Here is a 25,035-nt window from a genome sequence, read left to right on the forward strand (position 1 = left end):
CCGTGCGGAGTGGCTTCGTCCGGCTGCCTCACCGAGGTGATGTCGGTGCGTCCTGGTTGGATGGACCGATGTTGCACGGTCTGTGGTCTCCCGGTGCCGGGCTGATGCTGTGGGACGACGAGATCACCACCGGTGACGAGCCCGACCTGCCCTCGGCTCATGCGCAGGTGCTCACAAGAACGTTTCGGCATCGTGCTGCGGTGTCGTTTCCGGCAGCCGGACCTGGTGCGACCGCCCAGGCCCCGGTGCAGATTCCGGCCATCGCGCTCGCGCCGCACGACGCGGCAGACCTGCTGTTGCGAACGCCGTCCGATCACGCGCTGATCTCCGGCGACCTACGTTTTCTGGCGCACGTCACGCGTGGAATCGAACGATGGGTCCGCGGTGGGCGGGTTGTTCCTGCGCTGAAGCTGATCGACGGGCAGTGGTGGCCACGGTGGCGTCTGGTCGGCGGCGAACGTCAGCGAGCCTGGCTCAGCGAACTTTCCGTGTCGATGCCGTCGGTGCAGCGAGCGAACGAGCGACCGAGAAAGATCCTCGACGACATGGTCGACGAGCTCACCGATCCGATCGTCAGATCGCTTCTCGGCAGGCCCGACTCGGAACATCCGCTGCTGTCCGCGTTGGTTCGTGACGACCCGTACAGCGATGGCACTCAGCAGATCTCGACCCTGTTGGACAAGTGGCGGGCAAGCCTCACCGTCGACGAGCCGTCTCTGGTGTTGCGTCTGCTCGAACCCGATGACGAGGCCGACGCCGAGACCTACGCCGACACCGACGAGTCGGCGGAGTCGTTCTGGACCTTGCAGGTGTGTTTGCGGGCAGACGGCGAAGCTCCGCGGCCGGTTCCGATGAGCCGCAAGGTCGATGCCACACTGCTGTCGATCGCCGTGCGCAAACTCGGCGAGGCAGTCGCCGCATACCCGAGGCTGCGTGATGTGCCGTCCCAGGAAGGCACCCTGGATCTGTTGCTCCCCACCTCGGTCGTCATCGATCTGGTCGAACACGGTGCGATGGCGCTACAGTCCACCGGCACAACGGTGTTGCTCCCGCGGGCCTGGACCAGGCTGGACCCATCGATGAGGTTGCGCGTCGAGTCACCTGCAGTGACCAAAGCGGCCGCGGATCGCGCGGTCGGCATGGACGAGCTGGTGTCCTACGACTGGCAGCTCCAACTGGGCGACATGGTGCTCACCGAAGCGGAGATGAACAGGCTCGCTGTCTCGAAGGGTGACCTGGTTCGGCTTCGTGGTCAGTGGGTGTTGGCCGACGGCGGTCAGCTCGCACGAGCAGCGAAGTACGTCGCAGAGCATCACGGCGACGGAACCGCGTTGAGCACGCTGATGCGGGAGATGACGCTGGCCGACCCGCCGCCTGCCCCGGTCCAGGACATCCGGGCCACCGGCTGGGCGGCCACGCTGCTCGAGCCCGGCGCAGTACCGGAGACGATCCCCGTGCCCGACGGCGTCGACGCAGTGCTCCGGCCCTATCAGCAGCGGGGACTCGACTGGCTCGCGTTCATGAGCCGGCTCGGTCTCGGGGCGGTGCTCGCCGACGACATGGGTCTGGGCAAAACACTGCAGGTGCTCACACTCCTTGCCCACGAACAACATCCGAAGCCGACGCTGCTGGTGGCACCGATGTCGGTGGTGGGCAACTGGCAACGCGAGGCCGCGAAGTTCACGCCTGCACTTCGGGTCCTCGTGCACCACGGCCCGGCTCGGTCGAAGGGCGACGATCTCGACCGAGAGATCGCCCAGCACGACCTGATCGTCACCACCTATGCACTGATGGCAAAGGACCGCGCGCAGCTGTCGGAACAGATGTGGCGACGAGTGGTACTCGACGAGGCGCAGCACATCAAGAACGCCGGCACAGTTCAAGCGAAGGCAGCGCTCGCCATCCCCGCGGAACACAAGCTGGCCCTCACCGGCACGCCCGTGGAGAACCGCCTCGACGAGCTCAGATCCATTCTCGATTTCGCCAATCCGGGAATGTTGGGAAGGCCGTCCGATTTCCGGAAGCGGTTCTCGGTGCCGATCGAGCGTGAGAACGACGAGAACGCCGTCTCACGTCTGCGGGCCATCACGTCGCCGTTCATTCTGCGACGGGTCAAGACCGATCCGACGGTCATCTCGGATCTGCCCGAGAAGAACGAGATGACGGTGCGCGCCAACCTCACCGCCGAGCAGGCTGCGCTGTACAAGGCTGTCGTCGACGAGATGATGGCGCAGATTGCCGATGCGAAGGGTATGAAACGCAAGGGTGCCGTCCTCTCCGCACTCACTCGACTCAAGCAGGTGTGCAACCACCCGGCCCATTTTCTGTCCGACGGATCGTCGGTGCTGAAGAGAGGTCAGCACCGGTCCGGCAAGATCGGGCTGGTCGAGGACATGCTCGATTCGATTCTGGGCGACAACGAAAAGGTGTTGTTGTTCACTCAGTTCAGAGAGTTCGGCGAGCTCGTGGCACCGTATTTCGCCGATCGTTTCGGAGCCGAGGTGCCGTTTCTGCACGGCGGAGTGAGCAAGACCAAGCGCGATGCGATGGTGGAGAGGTTCCAGGGCGACGACGGTCCACCGATCATGATGCTCTCGCTGAAGGCGGGTGGTACCGGGCTCAATCTCACTGCCGCGAATCACGTTGTGCACCTGGACCGGTGGTGGAACCCGGCGGTCGAGAACCAAGCGACGGACCGGGCCTTCCGCATCGGACAGCGTAAGAACGTCGAGGTACGCAAGCTGTTGTGTGTCGGGACGGTGGAGGAACGAATCGACTCGATGCTCGTCTCGAAACAGGGCCTGGCAGATCTGGCGGTGGGCACCGGGGAGAGCTGGGTGACCGAAATGGATACCGCGGAACTGCAGGAGCTGTTCCGGCTCAGCGAAGATGCGGTGGGTGAGTGATGGTCGACTTCTCGCAGTACGGAAAGCGCCGAAAAGCCAAGGGCGGCATCGAGTCCCGAAACAAGCGCGGAGCCTTCGGGCAGACGTGGTGGGGTAGGCACTTCGTTGCTGCGATGGAGGACCTTGCCGATCCTGGTCGTATCGCGCGGGGGAGAACGTATGCGCGTCAGGGGCAGGTTCTCACTCTCGGCGTCGAACGTGGGCAGATCTACGGCGAGGTGCAGGGCAGCCAGCTCGAGCCGTTCTCGGCCTCGGTCACCGTCGAACCGCTGACCTCGGGTGAAGTGGACGCGCTCGTCGCTCGGGTGAGATCGAATCCCGGGATGCTGGCCGAATTGGCGTCGAATGCCATTCCGCAGGCGTTGGCCTCGATGTTGCTGCCGCACGACAAGGGCCAGCTCGATTTCGATTGCACGTGCCCCGACGACGGGTGGCCGTGCAAGCACGCGGCGGCGCTGATGTACATCGCAGCCGAACACATCGACGCGTCCGCGGCGACCATTCTGACCCTGCGTGGAGTGGACCTCGACCAGCTGATCGAGGGCGTGGGCGATGGAGGCGACGACGTCGATGCCGACGACTGGTTCGCCGATCGTGCGTCCTTCCCCGACCTTCCGCAGGTGACGTTCGCGCCCGCGATGGAGGATCTCGACCCGCTGATCCTGCGTCGGGTCTTTCGCGCCGACGGATCGCCCGAGGCGGAGGTCAGCCGAGCGTGCGCCGATCTGAGGCAGTTCTACGACCGGATGTGAACGGATCTGGACTTACGTGGACATCCGACTATAGGATGGGCGTACTTCAATTTCCAGGCTCCAGGACGGACTGATTCCATGGCTCGCGAACTCACACATTTCATCGGCGGTAAGCATGTCGCCGGCACGTCCGGAAAATTCGGGGACGTCTTCGATCCGAATACCGGCGAGGTGCAGGCCCGTGTACCTCTCGCCGATGTGTCCGAGGTCGAGGCTGCAATCGCCGACGCCGAACAGGCGCAGCGCGAGTGGGCCAAGTGGAACCCGCAGCGTCGCGCGCGGGTGCTCATGAAGTTCCTCGCGCTCGTCACCCGCGACATGGAGGAACTGGCGCGTCTGCTCTCGTCGGAGCACGGCAAGACCATCGCCGACGCCAAGGGTGACATCCAGCGTGGCGTCGAGGTCGTCGAATTCGCTGTCGGCGTACCGCATCTGCTCAAGGGCGAGTACACCGAGGGTGCCGGCGGCGGCATCGACGTCTACTCGATGCGTCAGCCGCTGGGCGTCGTCGCCGGCATCACCCCGTTCAACTTCCCCGCAATGATTCCGCTGTGGAAGGCCGGCCCGGCGATCGCCTGCGGCAACGCGTTCATCCTCAAGCCCTCCGAACGCGACCCGTCCGTTCCGCTCAAGCTCGCCGAGCTGTTCCTGGAGGCAGGCCTGCCGCCGGGTGTGTTCAACGTCGTCAACGGCGGCAAGGATGCTGTCGACGTGCTGCTCACCGACGATCGGGTCAAGGCGATCGGTTTCGTCGGCTCGACGCCCATCGCCCAGTACATCTACGAGACGGCCGCTCAGCACGGCAAGCGCGCACAGTGCTTCGGTGGAGCCAAGAACCACGCATTGGTGATGCCCGATGCCGATCTCGACGAGGTCGCCGACGCGTTGCTCGGAGCCGCGTACGGTTCGGCCGGCGAGCGGTGCATGGCGATTTCCGTCGCGGTTCCCGTCGGTGAGGAGACCGCAGATGCGTTGGTCGCCAAACTGACCGAGCGAGTGGCGAAGCTGAAGATCGGTCGCAGCGACGACGAGGACGCGGACTTCGGACCGCTCGTGGGCAGCGATGCGCTGAAGCGTGTCAACGATTACACCCAGATCGGTGTGGACGAGGGTGCCGAGCTGGTCGTCGACGGGCGCGGTTTCAGCCTCGAGGGTCACGAAGGTGGATTCTTCGCGGGCGCAACACTGTTCGACAAGGTGACCACCGACATGCGGATCTACAAGGAAGAGATCTTCGGACCTGTTCTGATCGTCGTCCGCGCGAAGGATTACGAGGACGCTCTGCGTCTGCCGACCGAACACGAGTACGGCAACGGCGTCTCGATCTTCACCCGTGACGGCGACACCGCTCGCGACTTCTGCTCCCGCGTTCAGGTGGGCATGGTCGGGGTCAACGTGCCGATTCCGGTGCCGATCGCTTACCACACGTTCGGTGGTTGGAAGCGTTCGGGATTCGGTGATCTGAACCAGCACGGACCGGACTCGATCCGCTTCTACACCAAGACCAAGACCGTCACTCAGCGGTGGCCGTCGGGCACCAAGGAAGCAGCTGCACAGAATCACTTCGTCATCCCGAACATGGACTGATCGGTCATGTTCACATTGAACGAGGACGAGCGTGCCATCAACGACACCGCTCGCGAGTTCGCCGACGAACTTCTCGCACCGAACGCCGTCGAATGGGATCAGCAGAAGCATTTCCCGGTGGACGTGTTGCGCAAGGCCGCCGGTCTCGGGATGGGCGGCATCTACATTCGTGAGGACGTCGGTGGATCGGGCTTGACCCGAGTCGACGCCGTGCGCATCTTCGAGCAACTCGCCACCGGGGATCCGTCCATCGCGGCGTACATCTCCATCCACAACATGGTCGCGTGGATGATCGACACGTACGGCGACGACGAGCAACGGCAGCGTTGGCTTCCGGGCCTCTGTGCGATGGACCAGTTGGGGAGCTACTGCCTCACCGAACCCGGTGCCGGATCGGATGCGGCAAAGCTCGGAACCAAAGCCGTCCGCGACGGCGACGAGTACGTGCTGGACGGCGTCAAGCAGTTCATCTCCGGCGCAGGCACATCCGAGGTGTACGTCGTCATGGCCCGCACCGGAGCTCCGGGTCCCCGCGGCATCTCGGCGTTCATCGTGCCGAAGGACACCGAAGGACTGTCGTTCGGCGCGAACGAGAAGAAGATGGGGTGGAACGCTCAACCCACCCGCCAGGTGATCCTCGAAGGTGCGCGCGTTCCGGCTGCCAACCTGCTCGGCAACGAGGGCGACGGATTTCGTATTGCGATGAACGGCCTCAACGGCGGACGCATCAACATCGCCGCGTGCTCGATCGGCGGCGCACAGTCCGCTCTCGACAAGGCAGTTGCTTACCTCGCCGACCGCAATGCATTCGGTGCGCGCCTGCTCGATTCGCAGGCCCTGCAGTTTCGGTTGGCGGATTTCAAGACCGAGCTCGAAGCTGCCCGAACTCTGCTGTGGCGAGCAGCGGACGGGTTGCAGAACAATGCAGCCGACAAGGTCGAACTGTGCGCGATGGCAAAGCGTTTCGGTACCGACACCGGATTCGAGGTCGCCAACGGTGCGCTGCAGCTGCTCGGCGGATACGGTTACCTCGCCGAGTACGGTGTCGAGAAGATCGTCCGTGACCTACGGGTCCACCAGATTCTGGAAGGTACCAACGAGATCATGCGCGTTGTCGTCGCTCGTTCGATCGTGGGTGCGGCGTGAGTGACGTCCTCCTGGAGGTGTCCGGAGGGATCGGTCGGATCACCCTCAACCGCCCCAAGGCCATCAACGCCCTCTCACACTCGATGGTGCAGCAGATAGCTCCGACGTTGGCGCAGTGGGCAACCGACGACACCGTCGACGCCGTCCTGTTGACCGGTGCCGGTGAGCGGGGGCTGTGCGCCGGTGGGGATATCGTCTCGATCTATCACGACGCGAAAGACGGAGGCAGCGGCAGTATGGACTTCTGGCGCGACGAGTACGTCCTCAATGCCGCGATCGCTCGGTTCCCCAAGCCCTTCGTTGCCATCATGGACGGCATCGTCATGGGCGGCGGCGTCGGTCTCTCGGCACATGCCAACACTCGCATCGTCACCGAGCGTTCCAAGATCGCGATGCCCGAGGTCGGAATCGGCTTCGTTCCGGATGTCGGTGGCACGTATTTGCTTTCGCGTGCACCGGGCGAGATCGGCACCCATTTTGCGCTCACGACGGCGCGGATGAACGCGGCCGACGCCATCGCGATCGGCTTCGCCGATCACTACATCCCGTCGGAGAAGCTCGAGGAGTTCTACACCGCCCTCGAGACGGTCAGTGTCGGAGAAGCCGTCGCGACGTTCAGCGAGTCGGCCCCGGAATCCGCCATTGCTGCTCAGCAGGAGTGGATCGACGAGTGCTATGCCGGTGATGACATCCAGGGCATCGTCGACGCTCTGGCCGCATCGTCGGTGCCGGAGGCACAGCAGGCCGCGAAGGACATCGTGTCCAAATCGCCGGTGTCGCTCGCGGTGACGCTGCGGTCGCTCCGGCGGGCGGCGACGCTGCCTTCCCTCGAGGCCGTGCTCGACGAGGAGTACCGAGTGTCGGTAGCCTCGCTGAGCAGTCATGATCTGGTCGAGGGGATTCGGGCGCAGGTAGTCGAGAAGGATCGCAATCCCCAGTGGCAACCGGCCACATCGGCGGACGTCACCACCGAGGATATCGACCGATACTTCGCGCCCTTGGGGGACTCCGAACTCGGTCTGTCGAAAGCACACACAGAAGGTGAGCAGTCATGAGCGAGAAGACGATCGGCTTCATCGGTCTCGGCCATATGGGCGGACCGATGGCCGCCAATCTGGCGGCGGCCGGCTACACGGTGCAGGGCTTCGATCTGGTGCCTGCGGCGCTCGAGCAGGCCACGAAGGACGGTGTCACCGTGGTGGAATCTGCAGTCGCGGCTGTGGCCGGAGCCGACATCGTGATCACCATGTTGCCGAACGGAAAACTGGTACTGGGGCTCTACGCCGACCTGCTTCCTGCTGCGGCACCGGGGACTCTGTTCATCGACTCGTCGACCATCGATGTCGCCGACGCGCACGCTGCGCACACATTGGTGCACGAGGCCGGACACCGCAGCCTCGACGCCCCGGTCTCGGGTGGTGTCGGGGGAGCGGCCGCAGGCACGCTCACGTTCATGGTCGGTGGTTCGGAGGACGATTTCGCCTCCGCCGCTGCCGTTCTCGACGTCATGGGCCGCAAGGTCGTGCACTGCGGACCGGCGGGCAACGGTCAGGCCGCCAAGATCTGCAACAACATGATTCTCGGCGTATCGATGATCGCCATCAGTGAGGCCTTCGTGCTGGGGGAAAAGCTGGGCCTGAGCAACCAGGCACTGTTCGACGTGGCGTCGACTGCGTCCGGTCAGTGCTGGGCGCTCACCACGAACTGCCCGGTGCCCGGTCCGGTTCCGACGAGCCCCGCCAACAACGAGTACAAGCCCGGATTTGCTGCGGCACTCATGGACAAGGACCTTGGTCTGGCGGCGAATGCGCTGCGCGACAACGGGGTCGAGGGAGTCCTCGGTCTGCGCGCAGCCGAACTCTACGCGCGGTTCAAGGAAACGTCCGGCGGGGGAACCGACGTGGACTTCTCCGGGATCATCAACGACATCCGCGAACGCTCGAACGGAGCAGCCCAGTGACCGACTACGAAACCATCCTGCTCGAACGCCGGGGACGCGTCGGCATCATCACGCTCAACCGCCCGAAGGCGTTGAATGCGCTCAACTCCCAGTTGATGCGCGAGGTCGTCGCGGTGGTCGAGGAGCTCGATGCCGACTCCGAGATCGGTGCCATCCTGATCACCGGGTCCGAGCGAGCCTTCGCGGCCGGTGCAGACATCAAAGAAATGCAGCCCAAGTCGTACATGGACGTGTACCTCGACGACTTCTTCGCGGCGTGGGATCGATTGGCATCGGCACGGACGCCGTTGATTGCGGCGGTGTCCGGCTATGCACTCGGCGGAGGGTGCGAACTGGCAATGCTGTGCGATGTGCTGATTGCCTCGGACACAGCGGTCTTCGGGCAACCCGAGATCAAGCTGGGCGTGATTCCCGGGATCGGCGGGTCGCAGCGGTTGACGCGGGCGGTGGGCAAGGCCAAGGCCATGGAAATGTGCCTGACCGGTCGCAACATGAAGGTCGACGAAGCCGAGCGCGCAGGGCTCGTCTCGCGCATCGTGCCGGCTGCGGACCTCCTCGAGGACGCCATCGCAACCGCGACCACCATTGCCGAGATGTCGCTCCCGATCACCATGATGGCAAAGCAAGCCGTGAACCGATCGTTCGAGTCGAGTCTGAGCGAGGGCGTTCTGTTCGAGCGCCGCGTGTTCCATTCGACGTTTGCTACGGAGGATCAGAAGGAAGGCATGTCGGCTTTCATCGAGAAGCGCACGCCCAACTTCCAGCACCGCTAGCGCTCCACGCTTGCTCTCGGGTCGTTCCGCGGGCTCCACTCCCGGGGTTGTCCTACCTGTCGGGGGACAGGAGGGCAGCCCCGCGGGCCGAGACCAGCTCGGGCATCGTCGGCACCAGCGTCGTCAGACCGGTCCGCAACTCCAACGACCGCGCGATCGAGGTGATGTTCGCGCCGCCGCCGACCACGACGATGGACTGCGGTCTGGCTCCGGATAATTCGATGGTCTGATCGACGAGCATGCCCGCGTACCGCACGGGGCCGGCAATCAGATCGTCGAAGTCGCGCCGCGTCAGCACGTGGCGCGCGGTCCCGGACGGGTCCGCCGTACTGACGACGGAGTCGACGCTCAGTTGCTCCTTGATGGATCGGCTGGCGTCGATTCCGAGGCGAACCCCGTTGGCGGAGAGCAGTCTACGGACCGAGTGATCGAGATCGTCTCCGCAGAACGTGGATGTACGACGCGTCATCAGCGTCCGAGACGACGCGAGATCGATGACGGTGACCGTGGTTCCAGTGCTGCCGATATCGCACAATACGGTGACGCCGTGGTTCGGTACCAGCCCGATGAACCGTAGGTAGCGCACTTGCGCAGCGGTTTCCGGTACGAGTGACGCCGTGCGGGCTGTGCCGCGGGTGGCGACCGAGCCGGGATCGGTGGCAACTCGGTACGCGATGGCCGAGAATTGCACCGGCAGCGACATCGTCGCAGCAATGGAGTGGATAGCGTCGACTCCGGTGGCGATCGTCGTGGCCAACGGTTGGCCTGGCGCGCGGCGGACCGTTCTCGACACGATCGGTGTGCGATGTGGACTGTCCAGATACGTCAGAATTGCACGTGCACCGTGTGCACCCGCTCCGACCCCCAACACCAGCACCCGCCCCGCCCTTCGACAGATCTGCCTCGCCTTGCGCGCAGTGCCATTTCACCACGAACGGTACGGGTGTTCCATTTACTTGTGACGAGTCACGATCATTATCGAAACGATGTGGTGATGTCATCACTGTCGAAATCGCCTGCATCCGAACGTAGTTCCGCAAGGATGCGAACCAGAGCCATCAGCTTGTCGCGCGCGAGCCCGGGCTTGGCGAATACCAGCGTGTTCAGGCGTTCGGTGGCTTCGACCGCCAACGTGCGCCCCTGCTCGGTGATTTCGACCAAGGTGGTCCGTCGATCGCTGGGATGGGGAATGCGACGCACGTAGCCGACGGATTCGAGTCGGTCCACCGCATTGGTCACACTGGTGGGGTGCACCTGCAGACGAGCACTGGCCTTCGCCATCGGTAACGCGCCGTTCTTGGTGAACGTCAACAACGTCAGCAGTTCGTACCGCGAAAAGGTCAGTCCCGTCGGCTTCAACGCTTCCTCGACTCGTGCCAGCATGATCTGCTGTGCGCGCATGAGCGAGGTGACAGCGGCCATACCGTCGGCGGCATCGGACCACCCGTGCTTGGTCCACTGACGGTGAGCCTCTGCAATGGGGTCGAGGGGAAGAGGCGACGGTGCTGGCATACAGACCATCCTCCCACGGTGTCCGGTTCGCGCGTCTACCGAATGACGGTGCGAACTACAGCGAGTGGCACTCGATCGGTGATCGCTGCTCGGGTCCGCGAAATCTGCTCGCGGGCATCGGCTGTGCGCGCAATGTCGGTCTCGTCAGCGGTCAGGGCTGCATCCAACAGACTCAGTTGAGCCAGCACGGAGTCGACATCGGCGGTGGAGCGCGCCGCACGACCGACCCTCTCGGCGAGGCGGATTCCGGCCTGGACCACCATGGGACTGCCGGTTCCGTAGATGCGCACTGCATCGAGCGCATGGTCGATCAGTACCGAGGCGGACACCCGCTGAACTATCAATCGCACCGGTCCGTCGGTTCCGCGCCGTCCGAGCAAGGGTGTCGGCCGTTGGACCAGAGACACGAGTCCGACGGAGAGATCGTCGATGGCGTTGCGTGCCGTGTAGGGATCGTTGACTCCGGTGGACAGTGCCCGGACTGCCATTTCTGTCATCTGCTCGACTGCGAACGCGATGTCGTGGCGAGGCGTCCTGCTGGTGCCGATGTCGAAAGACCCACGGACGCGGTCGATCGATTCGGCGGAGATGTCGGCCGAACGGTCGGCAAGGATGTCGACGAGCGGCTCACCGGAGACGACGTGGTCGCCCGGTACCCGATGAGTCTCGATCAGCGTGCCGTTGTCGGTCGCGATGCCGAGCAGCGCGTCCTCGTCGATGTCGATGATCACCCCGGATGTCTCGGCCAGCACCGTCACGTAGACAGGTGGTTTCGAGATGTCGTCTATCGATGCGGCGTCGTCGGGACGATCGGTCGGATAGAGGGAGTCGACGGATTCCGACAACTCGTCGCGAACCCTCGCGGACAGGGTGGCCACCTGAATCGACTGCGCGATGTGATGGATGAAGTAGACGAGAACGCCCACGTCGACCACGGCAAGCGCCACGGCAACGTTGACGGCAATGTCCGGGACGAACACCGAACCGTCGGATTCGATCGATCGGATCGAGCGCAGGACCATCAGCGAGTAGAGGAACGTCGCCCCGAAGATGCCGAGCACCACCTGATTGCCGCGGTCGGCCATGAAGTTTCGCACCAGGCGAGGACCGTAGGACGAACTGGCCGTGGCGAGAACGGAGATGGTGATCGAGAACGACGTCGCGGCCACGCCCAACATCGACCCGCCGATCGCACCGAGAATATCCCGGCTGCCGCTGGCCCCGACGTGATAGAGCAATGAACCCGTCAGGTCTATGCGGGTGTCGAGTACGTACCGGTCGAGGCTGACGAGTGCTTGCGCGAGCAGAAGCGCTAGAACTCCGAGGACAGCAGGAATGAACCAGAACGACTCCCGCAACTTCGCCATGTATTCCTTCACGTGGACAGTCTGCCCCAGCGTGTCCGAATCAACCCTCCGGCGCCGAGTCGTCGATGTCGCGTCAGGCCAACAGTGCGGGTTTTCGTGCCACGGTGACAGCCCACTCCGCGTCGTCGCGCCAGGGCCGCAGATCCCACGTCGCGAAACGATGTTCGACGGCGAAACCGACCGCGGCCAAATCTGCGTCCAGTGCGGCGACGGTGTAGTCGCGATCGGTGGCGAATCCGGTGACGAACACTCCTCCGTCCGTGAGATGTGCCCAGATGCGTTCCAGCGCTTGCCGTTCGGTGCCCGGTTCCATGTAGACGATAACGTTGCCTGCTGCGACTGCTGCGTCGAATGTCCGTCCGAGATTCAGCGTCGTCAGATCAGCGATGTGCACGTCGAGTTCTGGACGTGCTCGCGCGGCCTCGGCCAGAACCGGATCGAGATCCACTGCGGTCACTCGGTGTCCGCGGCGAGCCAATTCGGCACCGAGTCGGCCGGTGCCGCATCCGGCATCGAGAATGCTCGACGCGGGGGAGACCAACGCGTCGACCATGCGGGCCTCGCCGTGCAGATCCACGCCGCGTTCGGCCAGGCTGTCGAATCGCTCGATGTAGCGCTTGGAATCGTCGGCTGAGTTTTCGGTTTGCCAGCGTGTGGTCATGCCGCCAGGGTAGGTCAGTTCGATTTTTCGACGGCTGCCCGGGCTTCGGCCACGCGTGCCTTGGCGGCCTCGAGTGCCTCCGCCGCCGACTCGGCCTGCGCGACGCTTGTTCTCTCCGCTGCTCGCGCAGCCTTCGCTCTGGCTTTGGCGGCCTCCAGCTCGGCTTCTATCCTCTCGACTTCTCCTGTGGCGCTGCGTCGTTCGGACGCGGCACGTTCTGTGTCGGAGTCAGCAGTGTCGGCCGCATCGCGTGCGGTATCGAACGCGGTTTCGGCAGCGTCGAGTTCGGCGACCAATCGATTCTGTTCGGCCTCGCGCAGCTGATCGGACTCCGCTGCGGACTCGGGTACGTCATCGGCAGTGTCCGGTACATCGTCGGTCTCGGTCTCGTCCTCGGGAGGCTCCGGAACCAGCGACAGCAGCGCCGGCCCGAAGCCGCTGTAGGTTTCGGCCGTGACGGTTCGGCCCGCCCGCACGCGGTCGCGAATCTCGGAATCGGCCATCGCCGCGTTCAAGGTGTTGCCGATCTCGCGCGCAGCATTGTCGCCGACGGTCACTCCGAGCTCGCGCCCCAGGGAGATTGCCTTGTCCGTCAGTGCGCGTATCGAAGTGCTTCGAGCAGTGGACAATTCGCGCAGACGGGAGCCGTCGCCGCGCTGCTGAGCTCGTTCGAGCTGCTCGCCGACCTCGAACAGTTCCGACAGGGCAGATTCGTCTCGACGGGCAAGGCCGTTGACCAACCACGCAACGACCGTCGGCTTACGGAGGGCACCGATCCGTTTGCTGCCGGCTTTGTCGCCGGCCTTCTTGAACTGGGCGACGTACGCAGAGCGATGCGAGACGAAATCGGTGGGAGGGAGCGAATACAGGTCGTCGACAACCGTGTCGATGTGGGGGAGATCCTCGGACATCGAAGTCCACCGTCTCGTTCGAGCAGTCACATGTTTGCGGTGAGCTGCGTGAAAGATGTGTGCCCCCGGCAGGATTCGAACCTGCGGCCTTTCGCTCCGGAGGCGAACGCTCTATCCCCTGAGCTACGGGGGCAAACCGGCTTCGGCCGGCGTGCCTGTTGGGCTGTACGAAAGACTAGCGCATACGTGACCGGAGCCGAAATCACCCCTCGGGCAGCGGCTGCGCTCCCTTCGCGGCAAGCATCTGCTTCATCAGCGTCGACTCGCTGGTCTGGGTGGCCACCATGGATTTCGCCAGGTTGACCACTGCAGGAGACTGCGCATGGGTCTGGGCGTATTCCATCATGGCCAGACCGCCCTCGTGGTGGCGCAACATGAGCTGCAGAAACATCACGTCGACGTCCGTGCCGGTCGCCTGCCGAAGCGCGGCGAGCTCCGCGGAACTGGCCATGCCCGGCATCGCCCTGGTGGGATCGGAGGACCCCGGTTCCATCGACATTCCGCCCATCGAATGGCCGTGAGAGTCGTCCTCGGCCATCCAGGTCATGTAGCCGTCGGTCGATATCGGTGCGCGGTCCCACAGAGCCAGCCAGCCCTGCATCTGGCCGACCTGATTCTGCTGAGAGGTCAGCATGTCGAACGCCAGACTCTTCACGGCCTGATCGGGAGCGTTGGTCAGGGCCACCGCGGCCATCTCGATGGCCTGGTTGTGGTGCACGGTCATGTCCTGAGCGAAACCGACATCGACCGAGTCCGCGGCGGGCGAGTTGTCACCGTCACCGAACGGACTCTGCACCAGGAAACCCAGTGCGAACCCGATGGCCAAGACAGCAATCAGAGCCAGGGCCACCAACGCTGTGCGCTGGCTCGGCTTGGTTTCGGACGGGTCGGTGGTCGAGTCGACTGTGGATTCGGTCATCAGCTCGCGGGAACCTGTAGATCACTGGGTAGCTGCGCGCCACCGGGCAGGCCGCCCGGCAGTCCGCCGGCCCCGCTGGTCTCACTGGCGTCGGGGGTGATGCCGGCCCCGTCCATCGGAACGGCGTCCGCGCCGGGTGCGGAGGCGTCGAACAGCGGGGGATTGTCCGGATCGAAGGCGTTGTCACCTGCGCCCGGTACCGATGCGCAGCTGGCACCGACCTCCGGGTAGGCGAAGCGGTTCAGGCGCAAGGCGGAGATGAACTGGCCGATGCGCTCGTCGTCGACGCTGTCCAGCTTGAGCTGGTGGCCCCAGGACTGCAGCGACACAGGGGTGTCGAGCCCGGGGTAGGGCGACATCATCATCTGGGTCTCGCCGTCGACGCGGTCGGCCAGCGACTGGACCTGGTCCTCGTTCAGGTCGTCGGGGTTGTAGGTGATCCAGACGGCTCCGTGCTCGAGGGAGTGCACAGCGTTCTCGGTACGGATGGCCTCGGGGTAGACGATTCCGGTGCAGGTGGCCCACACGGCGTCGTGCGGTCCGCCGAAGGGCGGCGACTGGTCGTAGGCCACTCGCTGGGTACGCGCAACGTGCAAGGCCGCCGGGTACTCCTGGATCGCGACGCCGGCGATCGCCGTCGACGGATCCTGGTTGCTCTCGCTGGGTGCAAACTTCTGTGCTTCGGCGCGGTCCTGGTACTTGGGGTACAGGTTGATCCCGAGTCCGGCGACCAAGCCGACGACCACTACGACTCCGGCAACCGTCAGCCAGGGAATCTGCCTTCCCTTGGCGGCAGGCACGCCGCCCTTCTTCTTGCGAGCTGACTTCTTGTTGGCTGCGTTGATGGCTTTGTCTGCCTTCGCAGCCGACTTGTTCTGACTGCCTTTGTCGGGACCCGTTGGCATCGCTGTAGTTGCTCTCTCAGTCGAGGAAAGTTGGTGGTCGGTGTCGCTGGTCGTGCGTATCTGCTGGTGACGGCGTTGACCACGGACCGTCCGCGCAGAGCGCCCTTACTGTACGTTCTCTGCCTGAGAGCGTGCTCAGAGCCTGCAACGAGCGCATCGCGTGAGGTGGGCTCGCGATCGGACGGGCAGTGGATGCGAGTACGCCGCGCACCAGCCAATAGGATAGCTACCTGTGACTCCCGCCGATCTTGCCGAACTGCTCCACGCGACCGCCGCGAAGGTGCTCGCCGACCGCGGCCTGGACGCATCCGTTCTACCGGCGAAGCTGACCGTCGAGCGTCCTCGCAACCCCGAGCACGGCGATTACGCGACCAACGTGGCTCTGCAGGTCGCGAAGAAGGCCGGTGCCAATCCGCGCGATTTCGCAGGCTGGCTCGCCGAAGCTCTCGCAGCCGACGCGGCGATCGACAGCGCCGACGTTGCAGGCCCGGGATTTCTGAACATCAGGCTGGCCGCTGCAGCGCAGGGCGAGATCGTCGCCCGCGTGCTGTCCGCCGGAGCCGAGTTCGGTAACGGATCCTCGATGTCGGGCAAGAAGGTCAACCTCGAGTTCGTTTCTGCCAACCCCACCGGGCCGGTGCACCTCGGCGGCACCCGTTGGGCAGCCGTCGGCGACGCATTGGGCCGCATCCTCACCGCGCACGGTGCCGAGGTCACTCGCGAGTACTACTTCAACGATCACGGCGCTCAGATCGACCGCTTCAGCCGCTCGTTGATCGCCGCGGCCAAGGGGGAACCCGCCCCGGAGAACGGGTATGCCGGCGAGTACATCGCCGAGATCGCCGAGCGGGTGCTGGCGAAGGAACCGGATGCGCTCGCACTGGCCCCCGAGGCACAGGAAGAGACGTTCCGCTCCATCGGCACCGAGCTGATGTTCGACCGCATCAAGGCGAATCTGCACGAGTTCGGTGTCGATTTCGACGTCTACTTCCACGAGAACTCGCTCTTCGAGTCCGGTGCTGTCGAGAAGTCGGTCGACTACCTCAAGGGCTCGGGGAGCCTCTACGAGGAGGACGGGGCCTGGTGGCTGCGGTCCACCGAGTACGGCGACGACAAGGATCGCGTCGTCATCAAGAGCGACGGCAATGCCGCCTACATCGCAGGCGACATCGCGTACTTCCAGAACAAGCGTCAACGTGGCTTCGACCTGTGCATTTACATGCTCGGAGCGGATCACCACGGCTACATCGGACGACTCAAAGCTGCTGCCGCTGCGTTCGGCGACGACCCGGCGACCGTCGAGGTACTGATCGGCCAGATGGTCAATCTTGTGCGCGACGGCGTTGCCGTGAAGATGAGCAAGCGCGCCGGAACCGTCATCACGCTCGACGACCTGGTCGACGCCATCGGCGTCGACGCCTCCCGGTACGTCATGATTCGGTCGTCCGTCGACTCCAGCATCGACATCGATCTGGCCCTCTGGGCGAGTGCGAGCAACGAAAACCCCGTGTACTACGTCCAATACGCCCACGCCCGGCTGGCCTCGCTCGCGCGCAATGCCGCCGAACTGGGAATCGTTGCGGATCAACCGGATCTGAGCCTGCTCACCCATGAGCAGGAAGGCGAGCTGATCAGGACGATCGGCGAGTACCCGCGCGTGGTGGCCAGTGCCGCCGAACTGCGTGAGCCACACCGGATTGCCCGCTACCTCGAAGAGTTGGCGGGTGCTTATCACCGTTTCTACGGTGCGTGTCGAGTACTTCCACAAGGAGACGAGGAGCCCGGACCTGTGAACACCGCACGACTGGCGTTGGGGAACGCGACCCGGCAGGTCCTGGCCAACGGCCTCGAACTGCTCGGGGTCAGCGCACCGGAGCGCATGTGAGCGCGCATCCGGCAGGACCGAAGCATGCCGACGCGCCCGCGAAACAGTCGACGTCCCAGCGCCCGGTGAACGCGTCCGAGATGACCGCGTTGCCCGATCAGGTGTGGCCCCGTAATGCCGAGCGCGGTGACGACGGAACGGTTCGTCTCGCCGGAGTGTCGGTCACCGAGCTCGCGGAGCAGTACGGAACTCCACTGTTCGTCATCGACGAGGACGATTTCCGTTCGCGTTGCCGCGAAATGGCAGCCGCCTTCGGAGCGCCCGAGCGAGTGCACTACGCCTCCAAAGCATTTCTGTGCGGCGAGATCGCGCGCTGGGTTGCCGACGAAGGGCTCTCGCTCGACATCTGTTCCGGTGGCGAGCTGGCTATCGCGCTGGCCGCAGGGTTTCCGGCGGATCGAATTGCGATGCACGGCAACAACAAATCGGTCGCCGAGCTCGAGGCGGGCGTGCGCGCGGGCGTCGAGCATGTGGTTCTCGACTCCAACATCGAGATCGACCGTCTCGACGCCGTGGCCGGCGCGGCCGGAGTGGTGCAGGACGTTCTGATTCGCATCACCGTCGGTGTGGAAGCGCACACGCACGAGTTCATTGCGACCGCGCACGAGGATCAGAAGTTCGGCTTCTCGCTCGCCGACGGTTCGGCACTCGACGCGGTCCGCCGCGTGTTCGCTGCCGACAACCTTCGCCTCGTGGGACTGCACAGCCACATCGGATCGCAGATCTTCGAGGTCGACGGCTTCGAGTTGGCAGCACACAAGGTCATCGGCCTGCTCCGAGACATCGTCTCGGAATTCGGTGTCGAGAAAACCGCACAGATCTCGACGCTGGATCTCGGTGGTGGCATGGGCATTTCGTACGTTGCCAGTGACGACCCGCCGCCGGTGGAGCAGCTAGCGGCCAAGTTGACCGCCATCGTGGAGACCGAATCTGCCGCGGTGGGCCTGCCGGTTCCGACGATCGCCGTCGAACCCGGCCGTGCTATCGCCGGACCGGGCACCGTCACGCTGTACGAGGTGGGCACCATCAAGGACGTCACCGTCGACAAGGCAACGCGCAGACGCTACATCAGCGTCGACGGCGGAATGAGCGACAACATTCGCACCTCGCTCTACCAGGCCGAGTACGACTGCCGATTGGTCTCGCGGTCCAGCGAGGCTCCCGCCGTTCTGGCGCGAGTGGTCGGAAAGCATTGCGAGAGCGGCGATATCGTCATCAAGAACACATGGATGCCGGCGGACGTCGGGCCGGGTGACCTGCTCGCTGTAGCGGCCACCGGTGCCTACTGCTACTCCATGTCCAGTCGCTACAACCTGCTGACGCGGCCCGCAGTGGTCGCAGTCAAGGACGGGCGAGCGCGCCTGGTCCTGCGGCGGGAAACCATCGAAGATCTGCTCAGCTTGGAGGTTCAGCCATGACATCGAAGCCGATAGGCGTCGCCGTACTCGGACTCGGAAACGTCGGCAGCGAGGTCGTTCGAATCCTCACCGAGAACGCCGAGGATTTCGAGGCGAGAATCGGTGCGCCACTGGAGATTCGGGGCATCGCAGTGCGTCGGGTCGACGGCGATCGTGGAGTGCCGGCCGAGCTGCTGACCGATGATCCGGCCGAGCTTGTCGGCCGGGACGACGTCGACATCGTCGTCGAGGTGCTCGGCGGCATCGACATTCCCCGCAAGCTCGTGCTCTCCGCGCTCGAGAAGGGCAAGTCCGTCATCACCGCGAACAAGGCCCTCCTGGCCGAGTACACCGGTGAGCTTGCGGACGCTGCCGAGAAGTCGCGTGCCGATCTGTACTTCGAGGCGGCCGTGGCCGGAGCCATTCCGGTCGTTCGTCCACTGATGCAGTCCCTCGCGGGCGATCGAGTGAACAAGGTTGCCGGCATCGTCAACGGCACCACCAACTTCATTCTCTCCGCCATGGACGAGACGGGCGCGGACTACGCCGAAACTCTGGCAGAGGCAGGACGTCTGGGCTACGCCGAAGCCGACCCGACCGCCGATGTCGAAGGCTACGACGCGGCGTCCAAGGCGGCAATTCTTGCCTCGATCGCCTTCCACACGCGCGTCACCGCAGGTGACGTCTACCGCGAAGGCATCAGCAAGATCACCTCGGACGACCTCGAAACCGCGAAGTCACTGGACTGCACCATCAAGTTGTTGGCCATCTGCGAGCGCATCGTGACGGCCAAGGGTAAAGAACGAATTTCTGCTCGGGTCTACCCGGCGCTCGTTCCGCTCGAGCACCCGCTGGCATCGGTGAACGGTGCGTTCAACGCCGTGGTCGTCGAAGCCGAGGCGGCCGGCCGCCTGATGTTCTACGGGCAGGGCGCAGGTGGTGCTCCCACCGCGTCCGCAGTGTTGGGCGATCTGGTGATGGCCGCGCGCAACAAGTTCTACGGGGGACGGGGCCCGCTCGAATCCAAGTACGCCAAGCTCAAGGTGGCCCCGATGGGTGACATCCTCACTCGTTACTACGTCAGCATGCAGGTAGCGGACAAGCCCGGTGTCCTGGCCACCGTTGCGGCCGAGTTCTCCAAGCGGGACGTCAGCATCTCCACCGTGCGTCAGCAGGGCTCGGGTGACGGAGCCAGGCTCGTCGTCGTCACCCACCTCGCGGCCGACTCCGCTCTGTCCGAAACCGTTGCATCGCTCGAACAGCTCGACGTGGTCGTCCACGTCGCCAGCGTTCTCCGATTGGAAGGCACCACCGTATGAGCGTCCACACCCCCTGGCCCGGTCTGATCGAGGCATACCGCTCGCGTCTGGCGATCGGACCGGACTGGAAGACCGTCACGCTGCGCGAGGGCGGAACTCCGCTGCTGCCCGCCGGGCATCTGTCCGAATTGACCGGCTGCACAGTGCATCTCAAGGTCGAAGGGCTCAATCCCACCGGTTCCTTCAAGGACCGCGGAATGACCATGGCCGTCACCGACGCGCTCGCCCGGGGCCAAGAAGCCGTCCTCTGCGCCTCGACCGGCAACACCTCGGCCTCCGCAGCCGCCTACGCGGCCAAGGCCGGAATGAGCTGCGCCGTACTTGTTCCGCAGGGCAAGATCGCCATGGGCAAGCTTGCTCAGGCAGTCATGCACGGCGCGAAAATCATTCAGGTGCAGGGCAACTTCGACGATTGCCTCGAACTGGCCCGCAAGACCACGGCCGAGTTCCCGACCATCGGTCTGGTCAACTCCGTCAATCCCGTCCGCATCGAAGGCCAGAAGACCGCAGCCTTCGAAATCTGCGACGCCCTGGGAGACGCGCCGGACATTCACGCGCTGCCGGTCGGCAACGCAGGCAACATCACCGCGTACTGGCGCGGTTACTCGGAGTACTTCCGTGACGGTCTCACCACGCGCAAGCCGCGGATGCTCGGAGTCCAGGCCGCGGGCGCCGCACCGTTGGTTCACGGTGCGCCGGTGAAGGACCCGGAGACGATCGCCACCGCAATCCGGATCGGGTCACCCGCATCCTGGAACGGTGCCGTCAACGCCAAGGAAGAATCGAACGGAGCATTCCGCGCGGCTACCGACGAGGAGATCCTCGAGGCGTACCGATTGATCGCGAAAACCGAGGGCGTGTTCGTCGAACCGGCCTCCGCGGCCAGCGTTGCCGGATTGTTGGCGGCTCGCAAGGAAGGCTGGCTCGAGCCGGGCCTGACCGTCGTCTGCACAGTGACCGGTAACGGCCTCAAGGATCCCGACACCGCGTTGGCGGGTATGCCTGTCGTAGAACCGATTTCGGTCGATCCCGTCGCTGTGGCGGCTGCGCTCGAGCTGGCCTGAGTTGACGGAATCTCCGGCTATGACGACGACACTACCGATCGGGCTCACGGTCACCGCACGCGTTCCGGCGTCCAGTGCCAACATCGGGCCCGGATTCGACAGTCTCGGAATCGCTCTGGGGCTCTACGACGAAATCGAGGTCACGACCACTGCGTCGGGGCTGAGGATTCATGTCGACGGCGAGGGCTCGGCGGATGTCCCGTGGGGTCCGACGCATCTGGTGGTGCGCGCCATCGAGCGCGGGCTCGAAGCTGCCGGAGTATGGGCGGACGGTTTGGATGTCCACTGCCGCAACGCAATTCCTCATTCCAGGGGTCTCGGTTCGTCGGCGTCGGCTGTGGTCGGGGGCCTCGCAGCGGCCAACGCGCTCGCTGCGAAAGTCGATCCGTCCAGTGCATTGTCGGAGGGTCAGCTCGTTCAGTTGTCCTCGGAATTCGAGGGGCATCCCGACAATGCGTCGGCGAGCTGCCTCGGCGGAGCAGTCGTGTCGTGGAGCGAACCGCCCAATGCCAGTGTGACGGCGCGAAAGTACGCGGCCGTCCGCCTCGACGTCCATCCGAGCATCAGGGTCGTCGTGCTCGTGCCGTCGGAGCGTTCGTCCACCTCGCACACGCGGGGTCTGTTGCCCGAGTTGGTGCCCCACCGCGATGCGGCCTTCAACGTGAGCCGGAGCGCTCTCGCGGTGGTGGCGCTCACTCGCCGTCCGGATCTGCTGATGTCTGCGACGGAGGATCTGCTGCATCAGGGCCAGCGGGCCCAGGCGCTACCCGACACCACACGCTGGATCGCGACCTTGCGCGCCCGCTCGATCGCCGCAGTAGTGTCCGGCGCAGGCCCTACCGTCATGGCCCTGTGCACCGAAGAGTTCCCGGCCGATCTGCGTGACGCTGCGTCGGCCGAGGGGTGGCGAGTTCTCGACCTCGAGGTGGCCGACGGAGTCACGGTCGAATGACCGACACCGAATAGGGTTCTTGCCGAGCGAGGACAACGACGCTATGGTGAACCCTGTCCGTACATCGTGCGCTTCAGACGCCGGTTTCGTCAGGGCAATCAGGTCGCTGTATTCGGGGGAGTCAAAAATCCGAGTGATGTGACGCTCCTGACTCGATCCTCCCCGTGGTTCCCTGCGGTCTCGGATCGATGGTGTCGTCGACGGAGTGCGTCGAACATGAACGGCAATATCCGAGTTCGGCAGAACGTCGAACTGCGGAACGAACCCTCGGCTGCGCATCGAGCGAGCGAGGGAAGGAAAGGACCTCCGTGACCGATACGGAACTTATCTCTGCGCCCGAAACGTCACGTCGACGTGCAGGCCTGTCCGGAATGGTTCTCACCGAGCTACGCAGCCTCGCTGGCGAACTCGGCATCAAGAGCATCTCCGGCATGCGCAAGGGCGACCTGATCGCAGCCATTTCCGAGCGTCAATCGGGTGCTGCCTCGGCGAAGTCGGCCAAGTCCGACGCCCCGAAGTCCGACGCCCCGAAGTCCGACGCGCCCAAGACGCGTCGCGCCGCTGCGTCGACACCCGCCGTCGAAGATGGACCTGCCGCAGCACCGGCACCGGCACTCGAAGTGCCGACGTCCGACGCCTCGTCGACGCAGTCGGGCGATGCCGCAGACGCGGCCCCGGAAACCGGTCGCCGCGCACGTGGCCGTCGAGCAGCAGGTCGCCGCGCAGGTGCACCCGATCAGCTCCCGCTCGACGGCGGCGACAACTCGGCTGAATCCGAGACCGCTACAACTGCTTCCTCCGCGGACACCGCGTCGAGTGAAAAGCAGGACGAGGGCGACAACGCCGCCTCCGACCGGCCGCGACGCAGCCGGGGCGAGCGGAACCGTCAGGACGGATCCGACCGAGAACAGCGGGACGCCGACGGCAACCGCGACAACGCGGCTCGTGACAACGGAAGCCGTAATCAGGGCGACCGCGACACCGCCACCCGCGAGAACGGCAACCGTAACCAGAACGACCGCAACCAGGGCGATCGCAACCAGGGCGATCGCAACCAAGGTGATCGGGACAATTCCAACCGCGACAACGGTGGTCGCAATCAGTCCGATCGCAACGGCCGCAACCGCAATCAGGGCGACAATCGCAACGACGGTCGCAACGACGGTCGCAACGAGGAGCGGAACAACGGTCCTCGCGACAACCGCGACAACAATCAGGACGACGAGGGCGAAGGCAGGGGTCGTCGGGGTCGTCGGTTCCGTGAGCGGCGTCGTGGACGCGACCGTGGCGAGGGCAACGACGGCGGCGGCGGAGGACGCGAGCGCGACACCGAGATCCGTGAGGACGACGTACTCCAGCCGGTAGCCGGCATCCTGGACGTTCTCGACAACTACGCGTTCGTCCGTACCTCGGGCTACCTGGCCGGACCGAACGACGTCTACGTGTCGATGAACCTCGTTCGCAAGAACGGTCTTCGTCGCGGCGATGCCGTCACCGGCGCAGTTCGAGTGGCACGCGAAGGTGAGCAGTCGAGCCAGCGGCAGAAGTTCAACCCGCTCGTGCGATTGGACACCGTCAACGGGGGAGAGGTCGAGGCTGCCCGCAAGCGTCCGGAATTCGGCAAACTCACCCCGCTGTATCCCAACCAGCGTCTGCGTCTCGAGACCCAGCAGAACATCCTCACCACGCGCATCATCGACCTGGTGATGCCGATCGGCAAGGGCCAGCGTGCGCTCATCGTGAGCCCGCCGAAGGCGGGTAAGACCAGCGTTCTGCAAGCCATCGCCAACGCGATCGCCATCAACAATCCCGAGTGCTACTTGATGGTCATCCTCGTCGACGAGCGTCCCGAAGAAGTGACGGACATGCAGCGCAGCGTCAAGGGCGAGGTCATCGCCTCGACGTTCGACCGGCCGCCGGGCGATCACACCGCGGTTGCCGAGTTGGCGATCGAGCGGGCCAAGCGCCTGGTCGAAGCCGGACAGGACGTGGTGGTTCTGCTCGACTCGATCACCCGTCTGGGACGTGCGTACAACAACAGCTCACCGGCTTCGGGACGAATCCTGTCCGGTGGTGTCGACTCGACCGCGCTGTATCCGCCGAAGCGGTTCCTCGGTGCGGCTCGCAACATCGAGCACGGTGGATCGCTGACGATCATCGCCACGGCCATGGTCGAGACCGGATCCACCGGCGACACCGTGATCTTCGAGGAGTTCAAGGGCACCGGTAACGCCGAGCTCAAACTGGATCGCAAGATCGCGGAGCGACGCGTGTTCCCGGCGGTCGACATCAACCCGTCCAGCACCCGCCACGACGAACTGCTTCTGGCTCCCGACGAGGCGGCAGTGGTACACAAGCTGCGCCGCGTGTTGTCCGGACTCGACTCGCACCAGGCCATCGACCTGCTGGTCGACCGCCTGAAGAAGAGCAAGAACAACCTCGAGTTCCTGATGGAAGTCTCGAAGACAGCTCCCGGCGGCAACAACGACTGATCGGTTGTTCCCCGGATCTTTCACCCGGGGAACAAGCCGGCAGGTGCGTGCGTTGTAAGCATCTGTCGGCACAGAAGTACCGACGATTAGCAGGGCGGATGCACGCTCTGGCATAATCAACGGCCGAGTCCGGTTCCGGTTCACGTCTTCGATCGGCGAAGGCGACCCGGCGACCATTACAAAGAACGGTAAGGACACCATGAAGGCAGGAATTCACCCCGACTACACACTGACGACAGTCGTCTGTGGTTGCGGAAATACTTTCGAGACCCGAAGCACCACCGACAAAGAGCGCATCAGCGTCGAGGTCTGCTCGCAGTGCCACCCCTTCTACACCGGCAAGCAGAAGATTCTCGACACCGGCGGCCGCGTCGCACGCTTCGAGGCTCGCTACGGCAAGCGCGCCGGCAAGAAGGCCGACGCAGACAGCTAGCTGTTCCGCCGACGCCCGTCCTGTGATCAACAGGACGGGCGTCGGCTTTTTTGTGTCCACACCCAGTTGCACCCGCGTTCGAGAGTGAGTCATC

At 64.5% G+C, this 25,035-nt stretch carries 21 protein-coding genes and 1 tRNA gene; 14 read left to right on the top strand and 8 right to left on the bottom strand.

From position 1 onward, the window contains the following. Positions 1–68 precede the first annotated feature (68 nt). From ASG84_RS14980 to ASG84_RS15010, 7 genes are all read left to right on the top strand, one after another. The gene (locus ASG84_RS14980) at positions 69–2,906 is read left to right on the top strand and encodes a DEAD/DEAH box helicase (RefSeq protein ID WP_057477880.1); all 2,838 of its coding nucleotides are present in this window, start codon (positions 69–71) and stop codon (positions 2,904–2,906) included. Beyond that, on the top strand, positions 2,906–3,658 hold the full coding sequence (locus ASG84_RS14985) for an SWIM zinc finger family protein (protein ID WP_057477846.1): 753 nt from the start codon (positions 2,906–2,908) through the stop codon (positions 3,656–3,658). Before ASG84_RS14980 ends, ASG84_RS14985 begins: the two co-directional genes overlap by 1 nt. A 78-nt stretch (positions 3,659–3,736) precedes the next feature. Next, complete coding sequence (locus tag ASG84_RS14990; protein ID WP_057477847.1) at positions 3,737–5,245, top strand: CoA-acylating methylmalonate-semialdehyde dehydrogenase; 1,509 nt, start codon at positions 3,737–3,739, stop codon at positions 5,243–5,245. Between the two features lie 6 nt (positions 5,246–5,251). After that, entirely contained in the window at positions 5,252–6,391 is a 1,140-nt protein-coding gene (locus tag ASG84_RS14995) for an isobutyryl-CoA dehydrogenase (RefSeq protein WP_057477848.1), read from the top strand. After that, complete coding sequence (locus ASG84_RS15000) at positions 6,388–7,446, top strand: enoyl-CoA hydratase/isomerase family protein (protein ID WP_057477849.1); 1,059 nt, start codon at positions 6,388–6,390, stop codon at positions 7,444–7,446. The genes ASG84_RS14995 and ASG84_RS15000 overlap by 4 nt, the downstream gene beginning before the upstream one ends. Then, a complete protein-coding gene (gene mmsB, locus ASG84_RS15005; RefSeq protein WP_057477850.1) occupies positions 7,443–8,351 on the top strand; it encodes a 3-hydroxyisobutyrate dehydrogenase in 909 nt (302 codons plus the stop codon). The genes ASG84_RS15000 and mmsB overlap by 4 nt, the downstream gene beginning before the upstream one ends. After that, positions 8,348–9,124, top strand: a complete 777-nt coding sequence (locus ASG84_RS15010; RefSeq protein ID WP_057477851.1) for an enoyl-CoA hydratase — start codon at positions 8,348–8,350, stop codon at positions 9,122–9,124. Before mmsB ends, ASG84_RS15010 begins: the two co-directional genes overlap by 4 nt. Before the next feature lie 52 nt (positions 9,125–9,176). Here ASG84_RS15010 and ASG84_RS15015 read toward each other — a convergent pair whose 3' ends face one another. The 8 genes from ASG84_RS15015 to ASG84_RS15050 form a co-directional block, all read right to left on the bottom strand. After that, positions 9,177–10,001, bottom strand: coding sequence for a hypothetical protein (locus ASG84_RS15015; protein WP_057477852.1), 825 nt, complete (start codon positions 9,999–10,001; stop codon positions 9,177–9,179). A 98-nt stretch (positions 10,002–10,099) separates the two neighbouring features. Next, positions 10,100–10,636 carry a MarR family winged helix-turn-helix transcriptional regulator gene (locus ASG84_RS15020; protein WP_032402876.1) on the bottom strand — a complete coding sequence of 179 codons (537 nt, stop codon included), beginning with the start codon at positions 10,634–10,636 and terminating at the stop codon, positions 10,100–10,102. 35 nt (positions 10,637–10,671) lie between these two features. Further along, complete coding sequence (locus ASG84_RS15025; protein WP_057477853.1) at positions 10,672–12,015, bottom strand: DUF2254 domain-containing protein; 1,344 nt, start codon at positions 12,013–12,015, stop codon at positions 10,672–10,674. A gap of 61 nt (positions 12,016–12,076) precedes the next feature. Then, entirely contained in the window at positions 12,077–12,664 is a 588-nt protein-coding gene (locus ASG84_RS15030) for a class I SAM-dependent methyltransferase (RefSeq protein ID WP_057477854.1), read from the bottom strand. Between the two features lie 14 nt (positions 12,665–12,678). Further along, the gene (locus ASG84_RS15035) at positions 12,679–13,575 is read right to left on the bottom strand and encodes a hypothetical protein (protein WP_057477855.1); all 897 of its coding nucleotides are present in this window, start codon (positions 13,573–13,575) and stop codon (positions 12,679–12,681) included. A 60-nt stretch (positions 13,576–13,635) separates the two neighbouring features. Continuing rightward, positions 13,636–13,708, bottom strand: a tRNA-Arg gene (locus ASG84_RS15040). Positions 13,709–13,777: 69 nt separating this feature from the next. Next, entirely contained in the window at positions 13,778–14,494 is a 717-nt protein-coding gene (locus ASG84_RS15045; protein ID WP_057477856.1) for a DUF305 domain-containing protein, read from the bottom strand. Then, positions 14,494–15,399, bottom strand: a complete 906-nt coding sequence (locus tag ASG84_RS15050) for a DUF3105 domain-containing protein (protein WP_057477857.1) — start codon at positions 15,397–15,399, stop codon at positions 14,494–14,496. The genes ASG84_RS15045 and ASG84_RS15050 overlap by 1 nt, the downstream gene beginning before the upstream one ends. Positions 15,400–15,631: 232 nt before the next feature. On the opposite strand from ASG84_RS15050, the gene argS reads away from it, so the two are divergent. From argS to rpmE, 7 genes are all read left to right on the top strand, one after another. Further along, positions 15,632–17,284: an arginine--tRNA ligase gene (gene argS / locus ASG84_RS15055; RefSeq protein WP_057477858.1), complete on the top strand. Its 1,653-nt coding sequence runs from the start codon at positions 15,632–15,634 to the stop codon at positions 17,282–17,284. Beyond that, complete coding sequence (gene lysA, locus ASG84_RS15060) at positions 17,281–18,702, top strand: diaminopimelate decarboxylase (protein WP_057477859.1); 1,422 nt, start codon at positions 17,281–17,283, stop codon at positions 18,700–18,702. Before argS ends, lysA begins: the two co-directional genes overlap by 4 nt. Then, positions 18,699–20,000: a homoserine dehydrogenase gene (locus ASG84_RS15065; protein WP_057477860.1), complete on the top strand. Its 1,302-nt coding sequence runs from the start codon at positions 18,699–18,701 to the stop codon at positions 19,998–20,000. The genes lysA and ASG84_RS15065 overlap by 4 nt, the downstream gene beginning before the upstream one ends. Continuing rightward, positions 19,997–21,064 (top strand): threonine synthase, encoded by a 1,068-nt coding sequence (thrC, locus tag ASG84_RS15070; protein WP_057477861.1) that lies wholly within the window; start codon positions 19,997–19,999, stop codon positions 21,062–21,064. The genes ASG84_RS15065 and thrC overlap by 4 nt, the downstream gene beginning before the upstream one ends. Positions 21,065–21,083: 19 nt before the next feature. Next, entirely contained in the window at positions 21,084–22,016 is a 933-nt protein-coding gene (gene thrB, locus ASG84_RS15075) for a homoserine kinase (RefSeq protein ID WP_057477862.1), read from the top strand. Positions 22,017–22,324: 308 nt separating this feature from the next. Next, a complete protein-coding gene (gene rho, locus ASG84_RS15080) occupies positions 22,325–24,508 on the top strand; it encodes a transcription termination factor Rho (RefSeq protein ID WP_082521005.1) in 2,184 nt (727 codons plus the stop codon). A gap of 199 nt (positions 24,509–24,707) precedes the next feature. After that, a complete protein-coding gene (rpmE, locus tag ASG84_RS15085; protein ID WP_008715081.1) occupies positions 24,708–24,941 on the top strand; it encodes a 50S ribosomal protein L31 in 234 nt (77 codons plus the stop codon). Positions 24,942–25,035 lie beyond the last annotated feature (94 nt).

This window comes from Rhodococcus sp. Leaf278, from assembly GCF_001426085.1.
Lineage (GTDB): Bacteria > Actinomycetota > Actinomycetes > Mycobacteriales > Mycobacteriaceae > Rhodococcoides.

Bases quoted from the DNA above. Each gene is read 5' to 3' on its own strand.
- ASG84_RS14980 (WP_057477880.1), top strand. From the start codon at position 69: ATGTTGCACGGTCTGTGGTCTCCCGGTGCCGGGCTGATGCTGTGGGAC.
- ASG84_RS14985 (WP_057477846.1), top strand. From the start codon at position 2,906: ATGGTCGACTTCTCGCAGTACGGAAAGCGCCGAAAAGCCAAGGGCGGC.
- ASG84_RS14990 (WP_057477847.1), top strand. From the start codon at position 3,737: ATGGCTCGCGAACTCACACATTTCATCGGCGGTAAGCATGTCGCCGGC.
- ASG84_RS14995 (WP_057477848.1), top strand. From the start codon at position 5,252: ATGTTCACATTGAACGAGGACGAGCGTGCCATCAACGACACCGCTCGC.
- mmsB (WP_057477850.1), top strand. From the start codon at position 7,443: ATGAGCGAGAAGACGATCGGCTTCATCGGTCTCGGCCATATGGGCGGA.
- ASG84_RS15020 (WP_032402876.1), bottom strand. From the start codon at position 10,636: ATGCCAGCACCGTCGCCTCTTCCCCTCGACCCCATTGCAGAGGCTCAC.
- ASG84_RS15030 (WP_057477854.1), bottom strand. From the start codon at position 12,664: ATGACCACACGCTGGCAAACCGAAAACTCAGCCGACGATTCCAAGCGC.
- ASG84_RS15035 (WP_057477855.1), bottom strand. From the start codon at position 13,575: ATGTCCGAGGATCTCCCCCACATCGACACGGTTGTCGACGACCTGTAT.
- ASG84_RS15045 (WP_057477856.1), bottom strand. From the start codon at position 14,494: ATGACCGAATCCACAGTCGACTCGACCACCGACCCGTCCGAAACCAAG.
- ASG84_RS15050 (WP_057477857.1), bottom strand. From the start codon at position 15,399: ATGCCAACGGGTCCCGACAAAGGCAGTCAGAACAAGTCGGCTGCGAAG.
- ASG84_RS15065 (WP_057477860.1), top strand. From the start codon at position 18,699: ATGACATCGAAGCCGATAGGCGTCGCCGTACTCGGACTCGGAAACGTC.
- thrC (WP_057477861.1), top strand. From the start codon at position 19,997: ATGAGCGTCCACACCCCCTGGCCCGGTCTGATCGAGGCATACCGCTCG.
- thrB (WP_057477862.1), top strand. From the start codon at position 21,084: ATGACGACGACACTACCGATCGGGCTCACGGTCACCGCACGCGTTCCG.
- rpmE (WP_008715081.1), top strand. From the start codon at position 24,708: ATGAAGGCAGGAATTCACCCCGACTACACACTGACGACAGTCGTCTGT.